Origin of the sequence: Dethiosulfatibacter aminovorans DSM 17477 (assembly GCF_900142005.1) — a bacterium.
Taxonomy (GTDB): Bacteria; Bacillota; Clostridia; order Tissierellales; family Dethiosulfatibacteraceae; genus Dethiosulfatibacter; species Dethiosulfatibacter aminovorans.
The window spans coordinates 1-13,744 of sequence record NZ_FQZL01000023.1 but is presented as its reverse complement, the minus strand read 5'-3'; the positions used below and the strand labels follow the sequence as shown (position 1 = coordinate 13,744).

15 protein-coding genes are annotated in these 13,744 nt (G+C 40.4%); 2 read left to right on the top strand and 13 right to left on the bottom strand.

Annotated elements, in window-relative coordinates; all coding sequences use genetic code 11:
- Nucleotides 1-125: 125 nt before the first annotated feature.
- The 8 genes from BUB05_RS13285 to BUB05_RS13255 all read right to left on the bottom strand — a co-directional run bounded on the left by BUB05_RS13285 (nt 126) and on the right by BUB05_RS13255 (nt 5,574).
- Nucleotides 126-1,262, bottom strand: a complete 1,137-nt coding sequence (locus BUB05_RS13285) for a DUF362 domain-containing protein (RefSeq protein ID WP_073050106.1) — start codon at nt 1,260-1,262, stop codon at nt 126-128.
- Nucleotides 1,263-1,425: 163 nt separating this feature from the next.
- On the bottom strand, nt 1,426-1,833 hold the full coding sequence (locus BUB05_RS13280) for a hypothetical protein (RefSeq protein WP_073050105.1): 408 nt from the start codon (nt 1,831-1,833) through the stop codon (nt 1,426-1,428).
- Between the two features lie 104 nt (nt 1,834-1,937).
- Nucleotides 1,938-2,138 (bottom strand): hypothetical protein, encoded by a 201-nt coding sequence (locus BUB05_RS13275; protein ID WP_245819890.1) that lies wholly within the window; start codon nt 2,136-2,138, stop codon nt 1,938-1,940.
- A gap of 145 nt (nt 2,139-2,283) precedes the next feature.
- Nucleotides 2,284-2,958: a class I SAM-dependent methyltransferase gene (locus BUB05_RS13270; RefSeq protein ID WP_073050104.1), complete on the bottom strand. Its 675-nt coding sequence runs from the start codon at nt 2,956-2,958 to the stop codon at nt 2,284-2,286.
- A gap of 45 nt (nt 2,959-3,003) precedes the next feature.
- Nucleotides 3,004-3,477, bottom strand: a complete 474-nt coding sequence (locus BUB05_RS13265) for a GyrI-like domain-containing protein (protein WP_094762935.1) — start codon at nt 3,475-3,477, stop codon at nt 3,004-3,006.
- Nucleotides 3,478-3,534: 57 nt separating this feature from the next.
- The gene (locus tag BUB05_RS18725) at nt 3,535-3,696 is read right to left on the bottom strand and encodes a hypothetical protein (protein WP_175548569.1); all 162 of its coding nucleotides are present in this window, start codon (nt 3,694-3,696) and stop codon (nt 3,535-3,537) included.
- A gap of 182 nt (nt 3,697-3,878) precedes the next feature.
- Entirely contained in the window at nt 3,879-4,655 is a 777-nt protein-coding gene (locus BUB05_RS13260) for a dimethylarginine dimethylaminohydrolase family protein (RefSeq protein WP_073050103.1), read from the bottom strand.
- Between the two features lie 181 nt (nt 4,656-4,836).
- Entirely contained in the window at nt 4,837-5,574 is a 738-nt protein-coding gene (locus BUB05_RS13255; protein WP_073050102.1) for a hypothetical protein, read from the bottom strand.
- Nucleotides 5,575-5,794: 220 nt separating this feature from the next.
- Here BUB05_RS13255 and BUB05_RS13250 point away from each other — a divergent pair, with 220 nt between their 5' ends.
- Together BUB05_RS13250 and BUB05_RS13245 are read left to right on the top strand one after the other, a co-directional pair.
- A complete protein-coding gene (locus BUB05_RS13250; RefSeq protein ID WP_073050101.1) occupies nt 5,795-7,075 on the top strand; it encodes a DUF4317 domain-containing protein in 1,281 nt (426 codons plus the stop codon).
- Nucleotides 7,076-7,179: 104 nt separating this feature from the next.
- Nucleotides 7,180-7,713 carry a DUF6512 family protein gene (locus tag BUB05_RS13245; RefSeq protein WP_073050100.1) on the top strand — a complete coding sequence of 178 codons (534 nt, stop codon included), beginning with the start codon at nt 7,180-7,182 and terminating at the stop codon, nt 7,711-7,713.
- Nucleotides 7,714-7,777: 64 nt separating this feature from the next.
- Here the strand turns inward: BUB05_RS13245 and BUB05_RS18720 are convergent, their stop codons facing one another.
- The 5 genes from BUB05_RS18720 to BUB05_RS13225 all read right to left on the bottom strand — a co-directional run bounded on the left by BUB05_RS18720 (nt 7,778) and on the right by BUB05_RS13225 (nt 13,462).
- Nucleotides 7,778-7,930 (bottom strand): hypothetical protein, encoded by a 153-nt coding sequence (locus BUB05_RS18720; RefSeq protein ID WP_175548568.1) that lies wholly within the window; start codon nt 7,928-7,930, stop codon nt 7,778-7,780.
- A gap of 9 nt (nt 7,931-7,939) precedes the next feature.
- Nucleotides 7,940-9,025, bottom strand: coding sequence for a sugar nucleotide-binding protein (locus BUB05_RS13240; RefSeq protein WP_094762934.1), 1,086 nt, complete (start codon nt 9,023-9,025; stop codon nt 7,940-7,942).
- Between the two features lie 359 nt (nt 9,026-9,384).
- Complete coding sequence (locus tag BUB05_RS13235) at nt 9,385-10,470, bottom strand: DUF5050 domain-containing protein (protein ID WP_073050099.1); 1,086 nt, start codon at nt 10,468-10,470, stop codon at nt 9,385-9,387.
- A gap of 297 nt (nt 10,471-10,767) precedes the next feature.
- A complete protein-coding gene (locus BUB05_RS13230; RefSeq protein WP_073050098.1) occupies nt 10,768-11,028 on the bottom strand; it encodes a hypothetical protein in 261 nt (86 codons plus the stop codon).
- 184 nt (nt 11,029-11,212) lie between these two features.
- Entirely contained in the window at nt 11,213-13,462 is a 2,250-nt protein-coding gene (locus BUB05_RS13225; RefSeq protein ID WP_094762933.1) for an LTA synthase family protein, read from the bottom strand.
- Between the last annotated feature and the right edge of the window lie 282 nt (nt 13,463-13,744).

The window sequence follows — 13,744 nt, the reverse complement described above, 5'->3', positions numbered from 1 at the left end:
AAAACACTATTCAAATCTATACTTTTCGTTCAATTTTCAATCATTTCAGCACATTTAGTACATGGTAACCTTTTCATTTTGAAGATTGTACAAATCTCGTAATAATGACTGGACCTCCTGCATTACTACAAACCCGTTACCTTCCTTATTACCCATATCAGGCGGTTCATGGGAGTCGGATTGATTTCAATTGCATTTTCAGGACATATGGACATGCAGTGATAACAGTTGATGCATCTGGTTGCATCTATATGAACTCCTCCATTTTTTTTGCTTACAGCCTTTACAGGACATGAATCCTTGCATTTTCCACATAGGCTGCAGATACGGCTGTCAACCTCAAGGTCCACATAGGTATGCTTCACAAAAATACTGTCGCTGTCAAAAGGTTTGTCAAGATCCTTCTTAACCAGTCTTTTGAAATGAAAGTCCCTTTTATGCCCAATTATCTCAATATCCTCAAATGACTTGATCATGCCCCTTTTACTTGCCTGCAATAAAATAGGCAACTCACCGGTCTTGTATCCTATCATGGTCGCAGCCACCACATCCAGAGCTGCCGGGTTTTCGGATGCAATGATCATCTTTGTATTCACCTTTTTGCCCATGGCTGTAGGTCCGCCATCCAGACCGACTATGGCATCCATAATAGAAAGTTCAGACTTGATGATTTTATGAATATCTATGAAAACATCGGAAAGTTCAAATTCGTTGTGTGTCCAGAGATGAATCTTCTGCTTGTATCCTCCTGGCAGACATCCAAACATGTTCTTTATGGCACCTGAAAAACGCATGGCGCTGTGGGACTTGAGCTTGCAGGCATTAATGACCATGTCAAAATCAAGTAGTATCTTCGGTATGAATATTTCATCCAGTCCCACAATATCACTGTCATCCCTTGTGAATCTGACAAGTTCAATATCTTCAAAACCCACCAGCTTTGCCCGATATTTCCTGGCAACTTCTCCTATTCCGGATGTTTCAAAGGCTTTCATCGCAAGTCCCTTCTGGTAAAAAGCTATGGACTCTCCAATGATTATTTCATTGCCCTTCTCCCTTAGAAGGCGGCATATTGCATCCACCACCTGAAAATGCGTAATTGTATGCTGTTCCGGCCTGTTCTGCGACATTATATTGGGTTTTATCAGAACACGCTTATCCGAAGGCAATTCAAATCCGATCTTCTCAACTGCATCCTTGACTGATCGATATACCAATTCCTCCTCATAGCAGCTGCAATCAACAATTGATACCTTGTCCATAAAATCATCCCTTTTCCTTTTACTGTTTTCATTGAGTTGAATATCCAAATCCATACTTCATTATATCACAACATCTAAAGAAAAAATCCGTGCTCACTATAAAACGCCTCCCGAATCCCTTCAGAAGGCGTTTTATCAAATATGATTTTAAATCTGCTTCAATTTACAGGTTTGGACAATTTTCGGTATCCATTAGTCTTTGACCGTTGCCGACTCCGCTGTGTGTTCCGTCCTGGAGTCTCTGCTGAAGTCCATTAAGTCGAAGACCATTTCCTGCTCCTCTTCCGTCCTGGGGCTTAAGTCCGTCCTGTCCGCCAAATCTGTTTCCTTCGCCAAGACCTTCACCAAGTCTTTCCTGTGCCATCGTGCCGTCTCCATTTGGTCCCTTTCCTCTGTATCCTTCTTCGGAATTGAGTCCATACCTGTTGGCATTACCAAGTTCATTACCTTCACCGTAGACACATTCAACATCCGCTGAAGTAACCTCTTCTATTCCGGTATCCGCAAATGCAACCGCCATTGTTCCTAAAGCCACCACTACTACCAACACAATACTTAATACTTTTTTCATCTTAAAATCTCCTTTCGATTTCGTATTTGTTTTTCTTGTGTTAATAATAACTTCTCTGTGTGACAATTTTATGGCAACTGTATGTAACTTTCAGTCAAAACAATTCACTTTCCCACAGCCCCATCGAGCCTTTCAATCATTTTATCAAGGTCGAGTCCATATATTTCAGCCAACTCCCCCACATTCTCAAACAGGTGGGTGCACAATACGCATACGCCCGTTGCCTCATCATAGCTCCTGAACACATCCTCCGTCACGGGATAGGCGTCTACAATTTCAAGAATCTCCATATCTTTTGTGATCAATATTATCTCCTCCATATATCCATCTGTCATTAATTTTAGCATATACCCGTTTGTATTTCAATAAACCATTCCGTTTCAGCATAATTGTCAAAGAAGTTGCCCAGAAACAAAAATCCGCAGGCCTTTTCGGGCATGCGGACCATCATTATCCAATCTTCTTCATGATGAAAAATACCGACTCATTCAATTCAGGATGTCTTTCGAAATCCTCTATCTCTCTCCGGTATCTGCTGATTTCTTCGGATTTTTCTATATCAGGTTCACAGCACCTGTCATACTCTGCAAGACTCTCCTTCAGAGGAAGAAGGTATTCGTTCATCCATATTTCCCTTTCGACAGTGAAATGATCGATGAGTTCATAACCTGCTTCCACTATAGACTCCAGCTTACTTTCCAAGCCAAGCAACGCATCATGGACCACCAGATATCCGTCTTTTTTTATCAGCCTTCTCCAGTCCCTGATTCCCCTTTCGAATCCGACAGCTGAAATGGAGCCTTCGGCCCAAATTATGTCAAAACTCTCGTCCTCGAAATCCATTCCCAACATAGAGCATTCCATAACCTTGACTCTTCCTCCAAGGCCCTCTTTCCTTACTTTTGTCTTGAGTTTTTCAAGCTGCAATCTGTTGATGTCCATACCTGTGACATATCCTTTGCTCAGCCTTGCAAGTTCCATAGTAGGCACACCTGATCCGCAGCCGATGTCAAGAATCTTTGGACTTTCAATGTGGGGCAGCAATCCAAAAGCTCTACGGGTGTAAGCAAGAAAACTGCTTCTTATTCCATCAACATCGATACCTTCGCATATATTTCTGTTCATTTGATCAATCACTCCAGCACCAATTATTATCTGAAAGCAAGCTGTCTACTTGAGCTGGAACAATATCTCAGTCTCAAGATCTTCCGGCGGTGTAATCTGGGGGTCGTTGAGATAATACTCGTAACCTATTCCAGTCACCTCCAAATCCTGGCCCTCAATCCACTTCATGAGCACCTCATATGCCACCTTGAGATCCGAATAGGGTCCCACATGAAGTGTGGTTGCATACTTCCCCGCCGGTATTTCACTCATCTTCATATCTTCCCTTTCATCGAAATCCTTGTCGACAGGCACACCTATTTCAACATCCAGATCATTCAGATCCATATTGAAATATCCTACATAAGGTACGGTGTCAAATTCAGGCACAGTTTCAGATATATATTCATATATCTTCTTGTAGCTCATTCCTATGGCTTTTGGCAATTCATCCATTGAACTCCTGGTCCTTATTGCAAGCGTCTTTTGGGCCTCCTGTTCAACAACTTCACATTTGTATGACATGGACTTGTTAGACATAAAGCATACCTCCAATTTGAATTTTTATGTATATATATATTATACACCTTTTTCAATTCATTTGTCAGTTACACTGTCATTCTCTTCTTCCAAATCTCCTTCAAGCTGAAGATATAGGCTCTTAAGCTTTTTGCTCATTTCATCATCATTGGCATATTTCTCAAAGAGCTCTTCATATATCCAGTGCTCCACCCTGCTGGTCTGAAGTCCTAAGAACACATTGCCGTCAATTATCCCCGGAATAAAAAATCCGTCGTCATCATCCCTTTAATGCAATCAAGCTCAGTCCATTTTGGTGAATTCACAAGCTTTTTCCCTATGAATTCTTTCATGAAGCGCTCCTTTTCCTATGTATGTCAACCAGCTTTTCTTTCATTGATTGCACCATCTATAAATAAGTTTCACTTCACCGGAACAAACCTCAGCGAAAGACAGGTAAGTCCTCCATCCATCTTCTCGAATTCGCTCATTGGAGTCTCCAGCACTTCATATCCCAGATCATCCAATATTTTCCTCGTTCTGGGGAATCCTTCGGGCATTACAACATAGTCGTTCATCCTGATGCAGTTGACGGCATAGGACTCGTCTACAGGAATCTCTACTACATTATACTTCTCGGTAAACTCCCTGTTCCTGGTATGTTCGCCTATAGCAAGCATATTGCCATCCTCCATATAGGTAATGCCCGTCTTCAGGTGCAGAACTTCAGTAACCGGTATTGTGGATCCTGTATAACCGTACTTTTCAAGAATTGCTATGAACTGGTCAGCACCTTCCTTGTTTGTCCTCTTTGACTGCCCTATATAGAAATGGTCTCCCACTCTCATAATGTCTCCACCTTCAAGTTCTCCAGGTGCCTTTATATACTCAATGTCATCAAAGTAGTCCTTCAGGATATCAACCATGCCATAGATCTCATCCTTCCTGCTTTCAGCTCCTGGATTTGTCACTATGGCGCACCTGTCTGTAAGCACCGCCACATCCTCAACATAATTCCCGTCAGGGAACCTTTCATCTGCAGGTAGAATCCTTACCTCCACGCCGGTCTTCCTCATGGTCTCAATATACTTCTCATGCTGCTCTAGGGTCAGCTCGATATCAGGCTTTCCCAAATTCTGGCTTGTTATCCCGTCAACTACGCTCCTGGCCGGAGTTCTTACTATAATTTGTTTGAACATTGTTAGCCTCCCAAGTTTTATTTATCCTATTGCTATAAAACATCCTAATATTGAGGATAATAAAAGGCATCTGCCAGGCAGACACCTATATTTCTTATTCATATTTACCCAACATCCGCCTTCTCAAGTATAGCATGTGTCCATTTGCTTTTCAATGCTCCTTTCAAAACCATATGCACCATCAATCCATCCTTATTTCCACCAGTTCTATTCGTCCTTCTCCGCCTTCAATTATTTCTTCAAGAACAGCACCTGTCCCGCCAACGTAGTATTTGTTTTCTGCAACACCCGGCTCCAAAGGTGTCCATTCTTTTGTTTTCAGTACACTGTCATATGTTCCTATTTCAAGATCCACAGTTTCTTCAAGACCCACAACCTCAGCCATATCTTCCGCCTCTCCAAAATAATATTCCTGGCGATACGAATCTCCCGCCTTTGGATCCGCTTTCATAACTATGCCCGGCTGGGCTCCATCGATTCCCGCTTCCCATGAACCTTCGGTGCTTACAACTTCACCATCCTTAATTTCCTTTGAGTCTTCTCCAAAATACCATACATTTCCATCCTTGTCCTGGGCAAACCAATCATATGTTTCTTCTTCCAATTCACCGTCAATCCATACACGATCACTGACAACCGTGCATTTCACTCCCATAACCATTTTCTTTTCATTGGTTACATAAACCTCAACGTGTTCAAAACCATCTTCTGTTTCACCCTCATAGACAAGCGTTTTGCCCACAACCATCGGCATAAATTGATTGTCAATCAGACCAACGAAATTTGCAGGATTTATTTCAGGTTTGTATGATGTGTCCAGCATTCGTTCTTCATCCTGGCTGCTGCAGCCAAAACTCAGCAGGGACACAACAATAATCATTATGAAAAACACTATACCTTTTGACTTTGTCCTATTCATAACTCAAACACCACCATCAAATATATTTTTATCACATTTAATTATATCACCTGCCAGGCATAGCGGACAAGTCTCTCTGCTCTCATGCCTCCACTATGCAATCCCCTTTTATCTGACCAGTTGTGTACTATTTACAAATTCGACAAATAGTGATTGATTAATATGAAAAAACAGCTACAATATATATGTGCCAATTAATTAAACAATATTGCGAGGTCGTATGAATAGAAAAGATATACTAGAACTGAAGAGACGCTTTAAAAAGGATCATTGCACCTTCACAAAGCTTTGTGGCTGTTATGTAAACGGTGAGAAGGAAACCGTTCTGGAGTTTAGGGAAACCTTTTTGAACCTGCCCGAGGAAGAGTTTTACAAATACCTGGAAATAAGCAAGAAAATCCTATCCGGTACCATAGACAACAATCTGCTGGAACTGAACTTCCCCCTTGATGAAAACTTCAACAACGAAAAACAGGATTTTTTCATGCAGCTGAAGAAAAGCGGCTTGAAAGATGATGCCTTGCTCAGGAAACTTTATGACTCAATAATAGAAAGTTATGATTATGCCGGCAACTTTTTGATACTTGTTTTTCACGACGTGTATGATGTGATGACCAAGACCACCGACAATATCAAAATAGATGAATCCGAAGAAATCTATGAATATATAATGTGCGCCATCTGCCCCGTATCTCTGTCCAAACCAGGTCTTGGCTATTTCGCGGCGGAACGGGAGATCAAGGCCAGGATCAGGGACTGGGTTGTTGAAGTTCCCTCTATCGGCTTTGTTTTCCCGGGCTTCGTAGATCGAAGTTCGGATGTCAATACCGTTATGTACTATACTAAAAACGCCAAGGATCCTCATTCTGAATTAATGGAAAACACATTGGGATGCCTGACAAAACAGACGGCAACCATTCAAAAGGAAACTTTTCAGTCAATAATCAAAAGCACTGTGAGCCCGGATGACGAAATCTCCGAAAAGGTCTATGCCGACATCCAGGAAAACCTCAATGCCATGGTTGAAGAATACAATGAGGTCTACGAGGATACGGATGCAGCCCCCATCACTTTGACCAAGGACAAGGTTAAGGAGCTTTTGATTGACAGCGGAGTTCCGGAGGAAGTGACTGAAAAAATCGGAGCATCCTACGATGAGAATTTTGGTGAAAATCCTCCTCTTGCCGAAAGCCTGATCGATTCAAAGCTGGTCAAAGCCAATGCCCAAAAGAAAAAAGAGGAACAGCTGATCGAACAGGTCGAGAAGCTTGAACAAAAACTCGAAGAAGTTACAAAAATCACTGAAACCGAAGATGATTCCGAAGTCAAGGATGAGCCTGACACTATAGTTGAAGACAATCCACCTGCGGTGGTGCTCCACGTAAAACCTGACAAACTGCCCATGATCAAGACAGAATTAATTAATGGCCAGCGTTGCATAGTTGTTCCCATGGATGATGATGAACAGGCCACAATCAATGGAATGAAAGACATGTTTTAATACGATTAGCAAAAAGCCATTGCAGTCCAAAATCTGACCGCAATGGTTTTTTCAATGGCTTAAGTGGTATAATGTTAGTGAAAGCAATATTAAGGGTGGTTCAAATGAATTTCAATAAGAAGGTGTTAAAAGTGGAAATCACAGGTACTGCAGCAATTTTGGCTATAGGTTTCATTTTTCATGAACTGTACAAAATCACCGGCAATACTTTCGTTGCGCTGATATGTCCTGTAAACGAAAGCAAGTGGGAACACTGGAAAATAGTCTTCTGGCCAATGGTAATCGTTTCAGTTTTTGAATATTTCATTCTAAAACAAGATATTACAGGCTTCATCTTCCCTTTGGCTGTAGGCATAATATCATTCGAGGCTGTCACCTTCGGCGGCATCGAACTCTATGAAGCAGTTGCAGGCAAGTCACACCTTGCAGTACACATTTCAACCTTTGTCCTGGGAGGAATCGTGGGGCAAGCCATCAAATCCATTCTGATGACCAGGTTTTCATATTCAAATCTTCTAAACGTGGTGGCCCTTGCCATAATAGCTGTTCACATTGCAGCCCTGACGCTGTTTACCTTCATCCCTCCACAGATTGAATACTTCAGGGATTCAATAACGGGGAAATACGGGATTCCGTAATATCCTCACTTTTAAATCCTACAATCTCTTACCCTGATTTCATCTGTTTTATGAGTTTTCTGAATTACTGCACCACATATTTCGTATCCTTGCCTTTACCTATCCTTACCAGAATCCTACTGTCGCACATCCTCTTAAGTACCGTATATGTCTGGGTTTTTCCCAACTTGAGAACCCTCTCTGCTTCAAGCCTTTTGATTAAACCATGCTCCGCCAAAATATAAAATCACCGGCATTCTGACAAACAATCAATTATATCCTCATTGAAAATCCGGAATTCCTCTCCCATATCACGTCGACTCGGCAAGACCGCAAGAAAGTGTTTTTCTCCGGGAAGAGTTGACACTTTAAGCTCGACTCCTCTAAATCCCAGCCTATCAACCAGTTCCCTAATAAAATCATGTTGAGTCATAACGTCCTCGGTGCCCAGATGGAAGATACCGTCCAGATCATTCTCTATTATATAATGTATCTGCCTGCTTAGAATTACATCTACATTATTGTTCAAATACAGGTTCGAATAGACTTCAACTTCATTCTTTTCTCCTATATCCTTTAACAATTTGCTCATTCTTGGAGATTCCTTGCCCCATATCATAGGCAGCCTTAGAATGATCAAATCATTGCCCAGTATTTTCTCAAGCTCCTTTTCACATCGAATCTTGAATTTACCATAAACACTCTCTGCTTCGGTTTCATCGTCTTCATGATGAGGCTTGCTCACATCCCCGTCGAAAACATTGGCAGTTGAACAGTAATACAGTCTGCCTCCATTTTTCTTCAAGTATTTCGCAACTGCCATATGCAGGTTTATTTGCTTCTCAAAATCACCCCTCATACATGATATTACCATGTCAGGTTCAACTTCATCAAGAATGCTTTTCATGCTTTCCATATCATTAATATCCAATCTGAACAGTCTTTCATAAGACCATCCATTGCTGTGATATGTTCCATAAACATCATAATTACTGCCAAGTTCTTCAACCAAAGCCTTCCCAACAAGGCCGCTTGCTCCCAAGACCAATACTCTATTCATTACATCAACACCCATTTCTTTCATAATATCAGAAACATTATACCTGTCTGCACATGCCTTGCAGGCTTCAATGGAAATCTCCCTTTTTATCATTCCTGCAACCAGTTCCCGTACTTCAGTGTCCTCTGCCACCAGCTTTGCAGATCCACCCCAAATAATGATGTTGATTTCGTCCCACCATTCCTTTTTCTTGGCATTGACTGCATACATAGCCAACATGTTAACCGCTGTATCCTTGTCACTTGTTGTCCACAAAATATTCAATCTTTCCATTGCATAGTCCTCCTGCTACATTATTCCCTCCACATTAAGTTCAATCTAGACATTTCGTCATCAATATAAAAAGGCACCTGCCAGGCAGACACCTTCATTCCATATTCATAATTCTTCCGACATCCGCCTACTTAAGTATAGCATATGTGTATTTGCAATTCAACGAATCTAAACACTCATATTCCAGGTGTCAAGGTGTTTTGCTTTCGTTCGGTTAAAACTGACCATAGTCTCCGTTTACCGCTTTTTAGCGCTTTTTAGAATAAGTATAATTGCTGGAATACAGAGAACAATGATAATAGTATCACCGGTATAGGCGATTGTGCTGACGGGTATGTCGATGAAAAAGTCGATAAGGTCTACTTGATCAAATCGAAAACAGGTTCATATCCCGAACCGTCAATCTTAACCCTATGGACTGTTCCTTCAACATTAAAATAAATAAAGTCTCCTGCCACATGCATAAGGGATGCATCTCCATCCAGTTCATGTAAGAAAGTCTGATATGAGCCGTCGGTACCTATTTTGGACAATTTATCCGGATAGTAATATATCCAGTCGCCATCAACATTGAAAGAATGAATATAACCCCTACCGTCAGGGTTCATATTTTCAATGGTTGCCCGTATTGTCCCCTCTGTTTCTATCTTCTCAAACTTGAATCCATCAGTAATTGAACCATGGACAAAATACAACCATCCGTCGGTAGCCAGATAGTCACCGTCATCTATATCCTCGCTGGAATCCAAGAATTTCATTCTCTCTGTTCCATCCAGCCTCATCCTGTATATACAGTCATCAGAAGCGCTTAAGTAGAAAATCCAGTCGCCGTCAATGCAAAAACTGTCTGCTGAATCTTCAATCAAGGGTTCCCAGCCGGAGCCGTCCGGTCTCAACCTGTATATCTTGTCATCTACATCTTTCAAGTCTATTAAATAGATCCAATTGTCCACTAACGTCATGTAGTTACAGTAAATACTGCGCATTTTTCCTTCTTCGTTTGTATACATTATTTTTGTCCCCTGGCTACCGTCCGTTTTTACTCTATAAAGACATCTATTGTCTGACCAATTGCTATAAAAAATCCAGTCTTCAATTACATTGATACTTCTAGCATAATGATCAATTACCACAGTCTTTGAAGATCCGTCTGTCTTTTCCTTGTATAAAAGTTCCTCCATAGGATCCGGATAGTACAGCCACCCGTCACTTATTGCGACCAAACCTCCACTGTTGATGTTGCCAGGCGTGTTTCCAACGCCATTCAATTCTTCAACTACAATTACATCCCCCTCTTCTGATTGTGAATCACCAGGACCTTCAACCACCCCATCTTCATCCGGAACTTCGCTGCCGCATCCCGAAAGCAAAACTGCAACCATAAGCAAAACCAACAAATATCTGCCCATCAATCCATTTTTCTTTTTAATTAAAAACCCGGACATTTCAAACCTCCTGAGAATATATGATTTCAAAAAATAAAAAGACACCTGTCAACCAGATGCCCAACTTCTAAATTATGGTCATTTCCCTAATTCAATTATAGCATATGTTCATTTGCAATTCAATGTACCATGAATACATTCATGACTAGTCAGCAGAAAATTGCTCTCATATCTGTTAGAGATCAGCCTTCTTATGCATGATCTCTTAATTCATCAATGCTATACAGCTGACCTTGGTGAATTCTGTTTGTTTCAAAATCACCAACATTTTCCACCTTGAAATAAATAGTATTTACCCTATTTTGCATCGAGAGTATCGATAAATGCAGTAGATTGTGGTTTCCCTTCAAAACATGCAACATCAGATACAGTTGCTGATAATATACACCCACAGTCTTCACATTTAAATAGATATCTGTTTTGACTTATAAAACTGAAATGTCGGTCAATTGACCATTGTGGCTTTTTAGTACCACATATTGGACACGACTTTGATTTTTTATCAATAAATTCTTGAGGTATCCTTCTCAAAAATCCTGTATCCTGTTTAAATGCCATAATAACCTCCTTAATTATAGGCATATACTAATTATTTCGCGGCAGGCTTGTTAATGGATTTCTTCTTAATTCCCCATACAATTATGTAAATCCACTCACTGCCATATCAAAAAAAAGCTCGAAAACCAAGCGTAAATCGCTAATTTTCAAGCTTTTCTATCATATGTATTATTTTTTGATTATACTATTGGGAAATTAATTCTAATTCGACTGGCTCTTCTGCCACTTCTGCAATTTCATTTGTCCAAGGATCGCACGAACTCAATACCCTACCGGTTCTTGTTATCTGTGATACCTTTACAGTGGTGTTCGGCTCCAGGCTGACGTGTGGTACAAGGAGTGTTTGACTGTCTAAGAAGACGGTATCAGACTGTTCACTGTTTATAAACACTTCACTCCACATTGTGAAGTTCTGGCCGTTAACTATAATTGCCTCACCTTTATCAGCAACATCCAATATGTTGATTGGATCAACACCCATTTTCATTTTTTTCTTTTTGAAGGGATTTATACCGCCGTATACATTCTTATCACCATATAGCATATCGTATTGAAGCAGCTGAAGTTCTTCTTCGTAATTTTCCGTGTCTTTCATAGTTTGGTGAAAGACATTTAGAAGACCATTGCTATATCCAAGTCTTTCCATAATATTCGAGCCCATCTGATAGGCCATCAAATCTTCATTTGTTTTCTCAAGTCCCATGTTGTCCCATATGACATACTCAATCTGAAAAGGTGTGCCATCCTTTAAGTCCTCATCTGTGATGTCTAAAGAGGGCATATGGTCGCCATAGAAGACTACGACAATTGGTTCTGGGAAGTCTTCCAATGTTTGGATCAGATCGCCAACAAAAACATCCGTCTCATAAACTTGATTCGCATAGTAAAGATATTTATTGTAGGTCACCTCTTCAAGGGGCTCCTCTGAAGTAAGTGGCACTGCAAGATCCATCTTATCTTCAAGGGCTTCTTCAAGGGATGAATCGAGGTCATTGCTAATCATTGCCGGTGCACCAGTAACGCTTGAAGGCACAATTACCGGATCGTCAATAATGGGTTCCGCTGGATATTTTCCATGGGGTTGCACCGATACAGCAAATATAAAGTCTTGTTCTTGGGTTGCTTGAAGTGCTTTAGTAATTTCCGGGATTAATACTTTATCTTTAGCCCAATTGAGTGGATTGTATTCAATGTCCTGCATATACTCTATTGAACTAAAACTGTCAAAACCTAGTCTTGGGTATACACTGTTTCTGGCATAAAAAGTACCCATGTTGTTATGGATTGCGTGATTGTGGTAATCCAATTCGGTGAGTGTGTAGGGTAGACTTTCAACCGTCGATTTCTTTAAGATTGTTTTGTATGGATATTCACCTGCGCCAAAATAATCGAGGCTCATTCCGCTTAATATTTCAAATTCTGTGTTGGCAGTGCCCGCACCTATAGATGGGACCGTAACATAACCTGATGAATAGTTTGCCATCAGTTTGGTCATATTGGGCAGCGGATTTGTATTAAATTCTAATGCCTTAATCCTATTAACATCAAAAAAGGATTCAAGTTGGACAAACACAATGTTTGGTATCGTGTTGATTTCCACTTCCGTTGCTAATTTGTCTCCGTATACCTTGTCCGAAACTGTATTTACGTTACTCAATAGATCATCAGTAGTTGAATCATCTTCAATGCAATCTGTCTCTATAGGCAGCAAGCCAAGGACTTCTCCTACTGTTTCAGAGGAATAGGTCTTTGGTCTTTGTATCCCTTTATCAACTACACTTCTGGAAAAACTGTAGGCAAAACCGTAATCAAGGAAAGCTTCAGCTATGTTGCCAAAATTCTTTGTTACAGCATTCCCCATAACCGCAGCATTGTAACTGCCTGTAAATAAGAGAAAGCACATTCCTATTGTCACAATACTTCTTCGCAAGTATATTTTTGTTAATGGCAACCTGATACCAACAAAGATAAGCGAGACAACAATGGACAGTGCAAAAAGAACAATGAGAACCATCTGTAAAGTACTTACATATCGATTGACAACAGTGAATACAGAGCTTAGCATTTTGAAATCTGTAGCAGTGAGTGGTGTTGTTCTAAAGCTTAACAATATGAAGTTGGTAAATCCAAGCCAAAGCCATATGGTACTGACACAAATATAGCCAAAATGTCTTTTTGACAGGAATAAAGAAAAAGCCAGGCAGCTGGATAGAAAAAAGACACTACAGATGAACATAAGCGGATTGGCAAGTGGTGTCATCAAGCCATCGATGATTGATCGGTGTCCCATCATTTCCAGTGCTAATTGTATGCATACAGCTATGATTAAAAGTTCTTTACAAACCATTATTGAGGTCGATGGTTTACGCATTTTATTTTTTGATTTTGTTATAATTTTATGTAAAATATCTTTTATATTCTTTAGAATTTTCATATTCACTTCCTTATTATTATTGCTTTAATTATTATACTTTAATTCACAGCAAAGTCAATGACAAGTAATTCAATCGCTCAAAAAAAGGCGCCTGCACAGACGCCTGATTTTCATTACCTAAAATCACAATTTCTTTAATTCACGGCAGGTTTAGTAAAGGGTTTCTTCTTTGAATAATACTTTTTCTTCCCCTTATTGTTGTTATTGGATCGCTTCTTATGGGAAGTCCTCTTTTCCTTTGGTGCCGAAGGCATGTTGAACTGTGCATCCGTCATTGCAAAC

Excerpts from the sequence above, each read along its gene's own strand:
- BUB05_RS13285 (WP_073050106.1), bottom strand. The coding sequence starts at position 1,262 with ATGGACAAGGTATCAATTGTTGATTGCAGCTGCTATGAGGAGGAATTG.
- BUB05_RS13280 (WP_073050105.1), bottom strand. The coding sequence starts at position 1,833 with ATGAAAAAAGTATTAAGTATTGTGTTGGTAGTAGTGGTGGCTTTAGGA.
- BUB05_RS13270 (WP_073050104.1), bottom strand. The coding sequence starts at position 2,958 with ATGAACAGAAATATATGCGAAGGTATCGATGTTGATGGAATAAGAAGC.
- BUB05_RS13265 (WP_094762935.1), bottom strand. The coding sequence starts at position 3,477 with ATGTCTAACAAGTCCATGTCATACAAATGTGAAGTTGTTGAACAGGAG.
- BUB05_RS13260 (WP_073050103.1), bottom strand. The coding sequence starts at position 4,655 with ATGTTCAAACAAATTATAGTAAGAACTCCGGCCAGGAGCGTAGTTGAC.
- BUB05_RS13255 (WP_073050102.1), bottom strand. The coding sequence starts at position 5,574 with ATGAATAGGACAAAGTCAAAAGGTATAGTGTTTTTCATAATGATTATT.
- BUB05_RS13250 (WP_073050101.1), top strand. The coding sequence starts at position 5,795 with ATGAATAGAAAAGATATACTAGAACTGAAGAGACGCTTTAAAAAGGAT.
- BUB05_RS13245 (WP_073050100.1), top strand. The coding sequence starts at position 7,180 with ATGAATTTCAATAAGAAGGTGTTAAAAGTGGAAATCACAGGTACTGCA.
- BUB05_RS13240 (WP_094762934.1), bottom strand. The coding sequence starts at position 9,025 with ATGGAAAGATTGAATATTTTGTGGACAACAAGTGACAAGGATACAGCG.
- BUB05_RS13235 (WP_073050099.1), bottom strand. The coding sequence starts at position 10,470 with ATGTCCGGGTTTTTAATTAAAAAGAAAAATGGATTGATGGGCAGATAT.
- BUB05_RS13230 (WP_073050098.1), bottom strand. The coding sequence starts at position 11,028 with ATGGCATTTAAACAGGATACAGGATTTTTGAGAAGGATACCTCAAGAA.
- BUB05_RS13225 (WP_094762933.1), bottom strand. The coding sequence starts at position 13,462 with ATGAAAATTCTAAAGAATATAAAAGATATTTTACATAAAATTATAACA.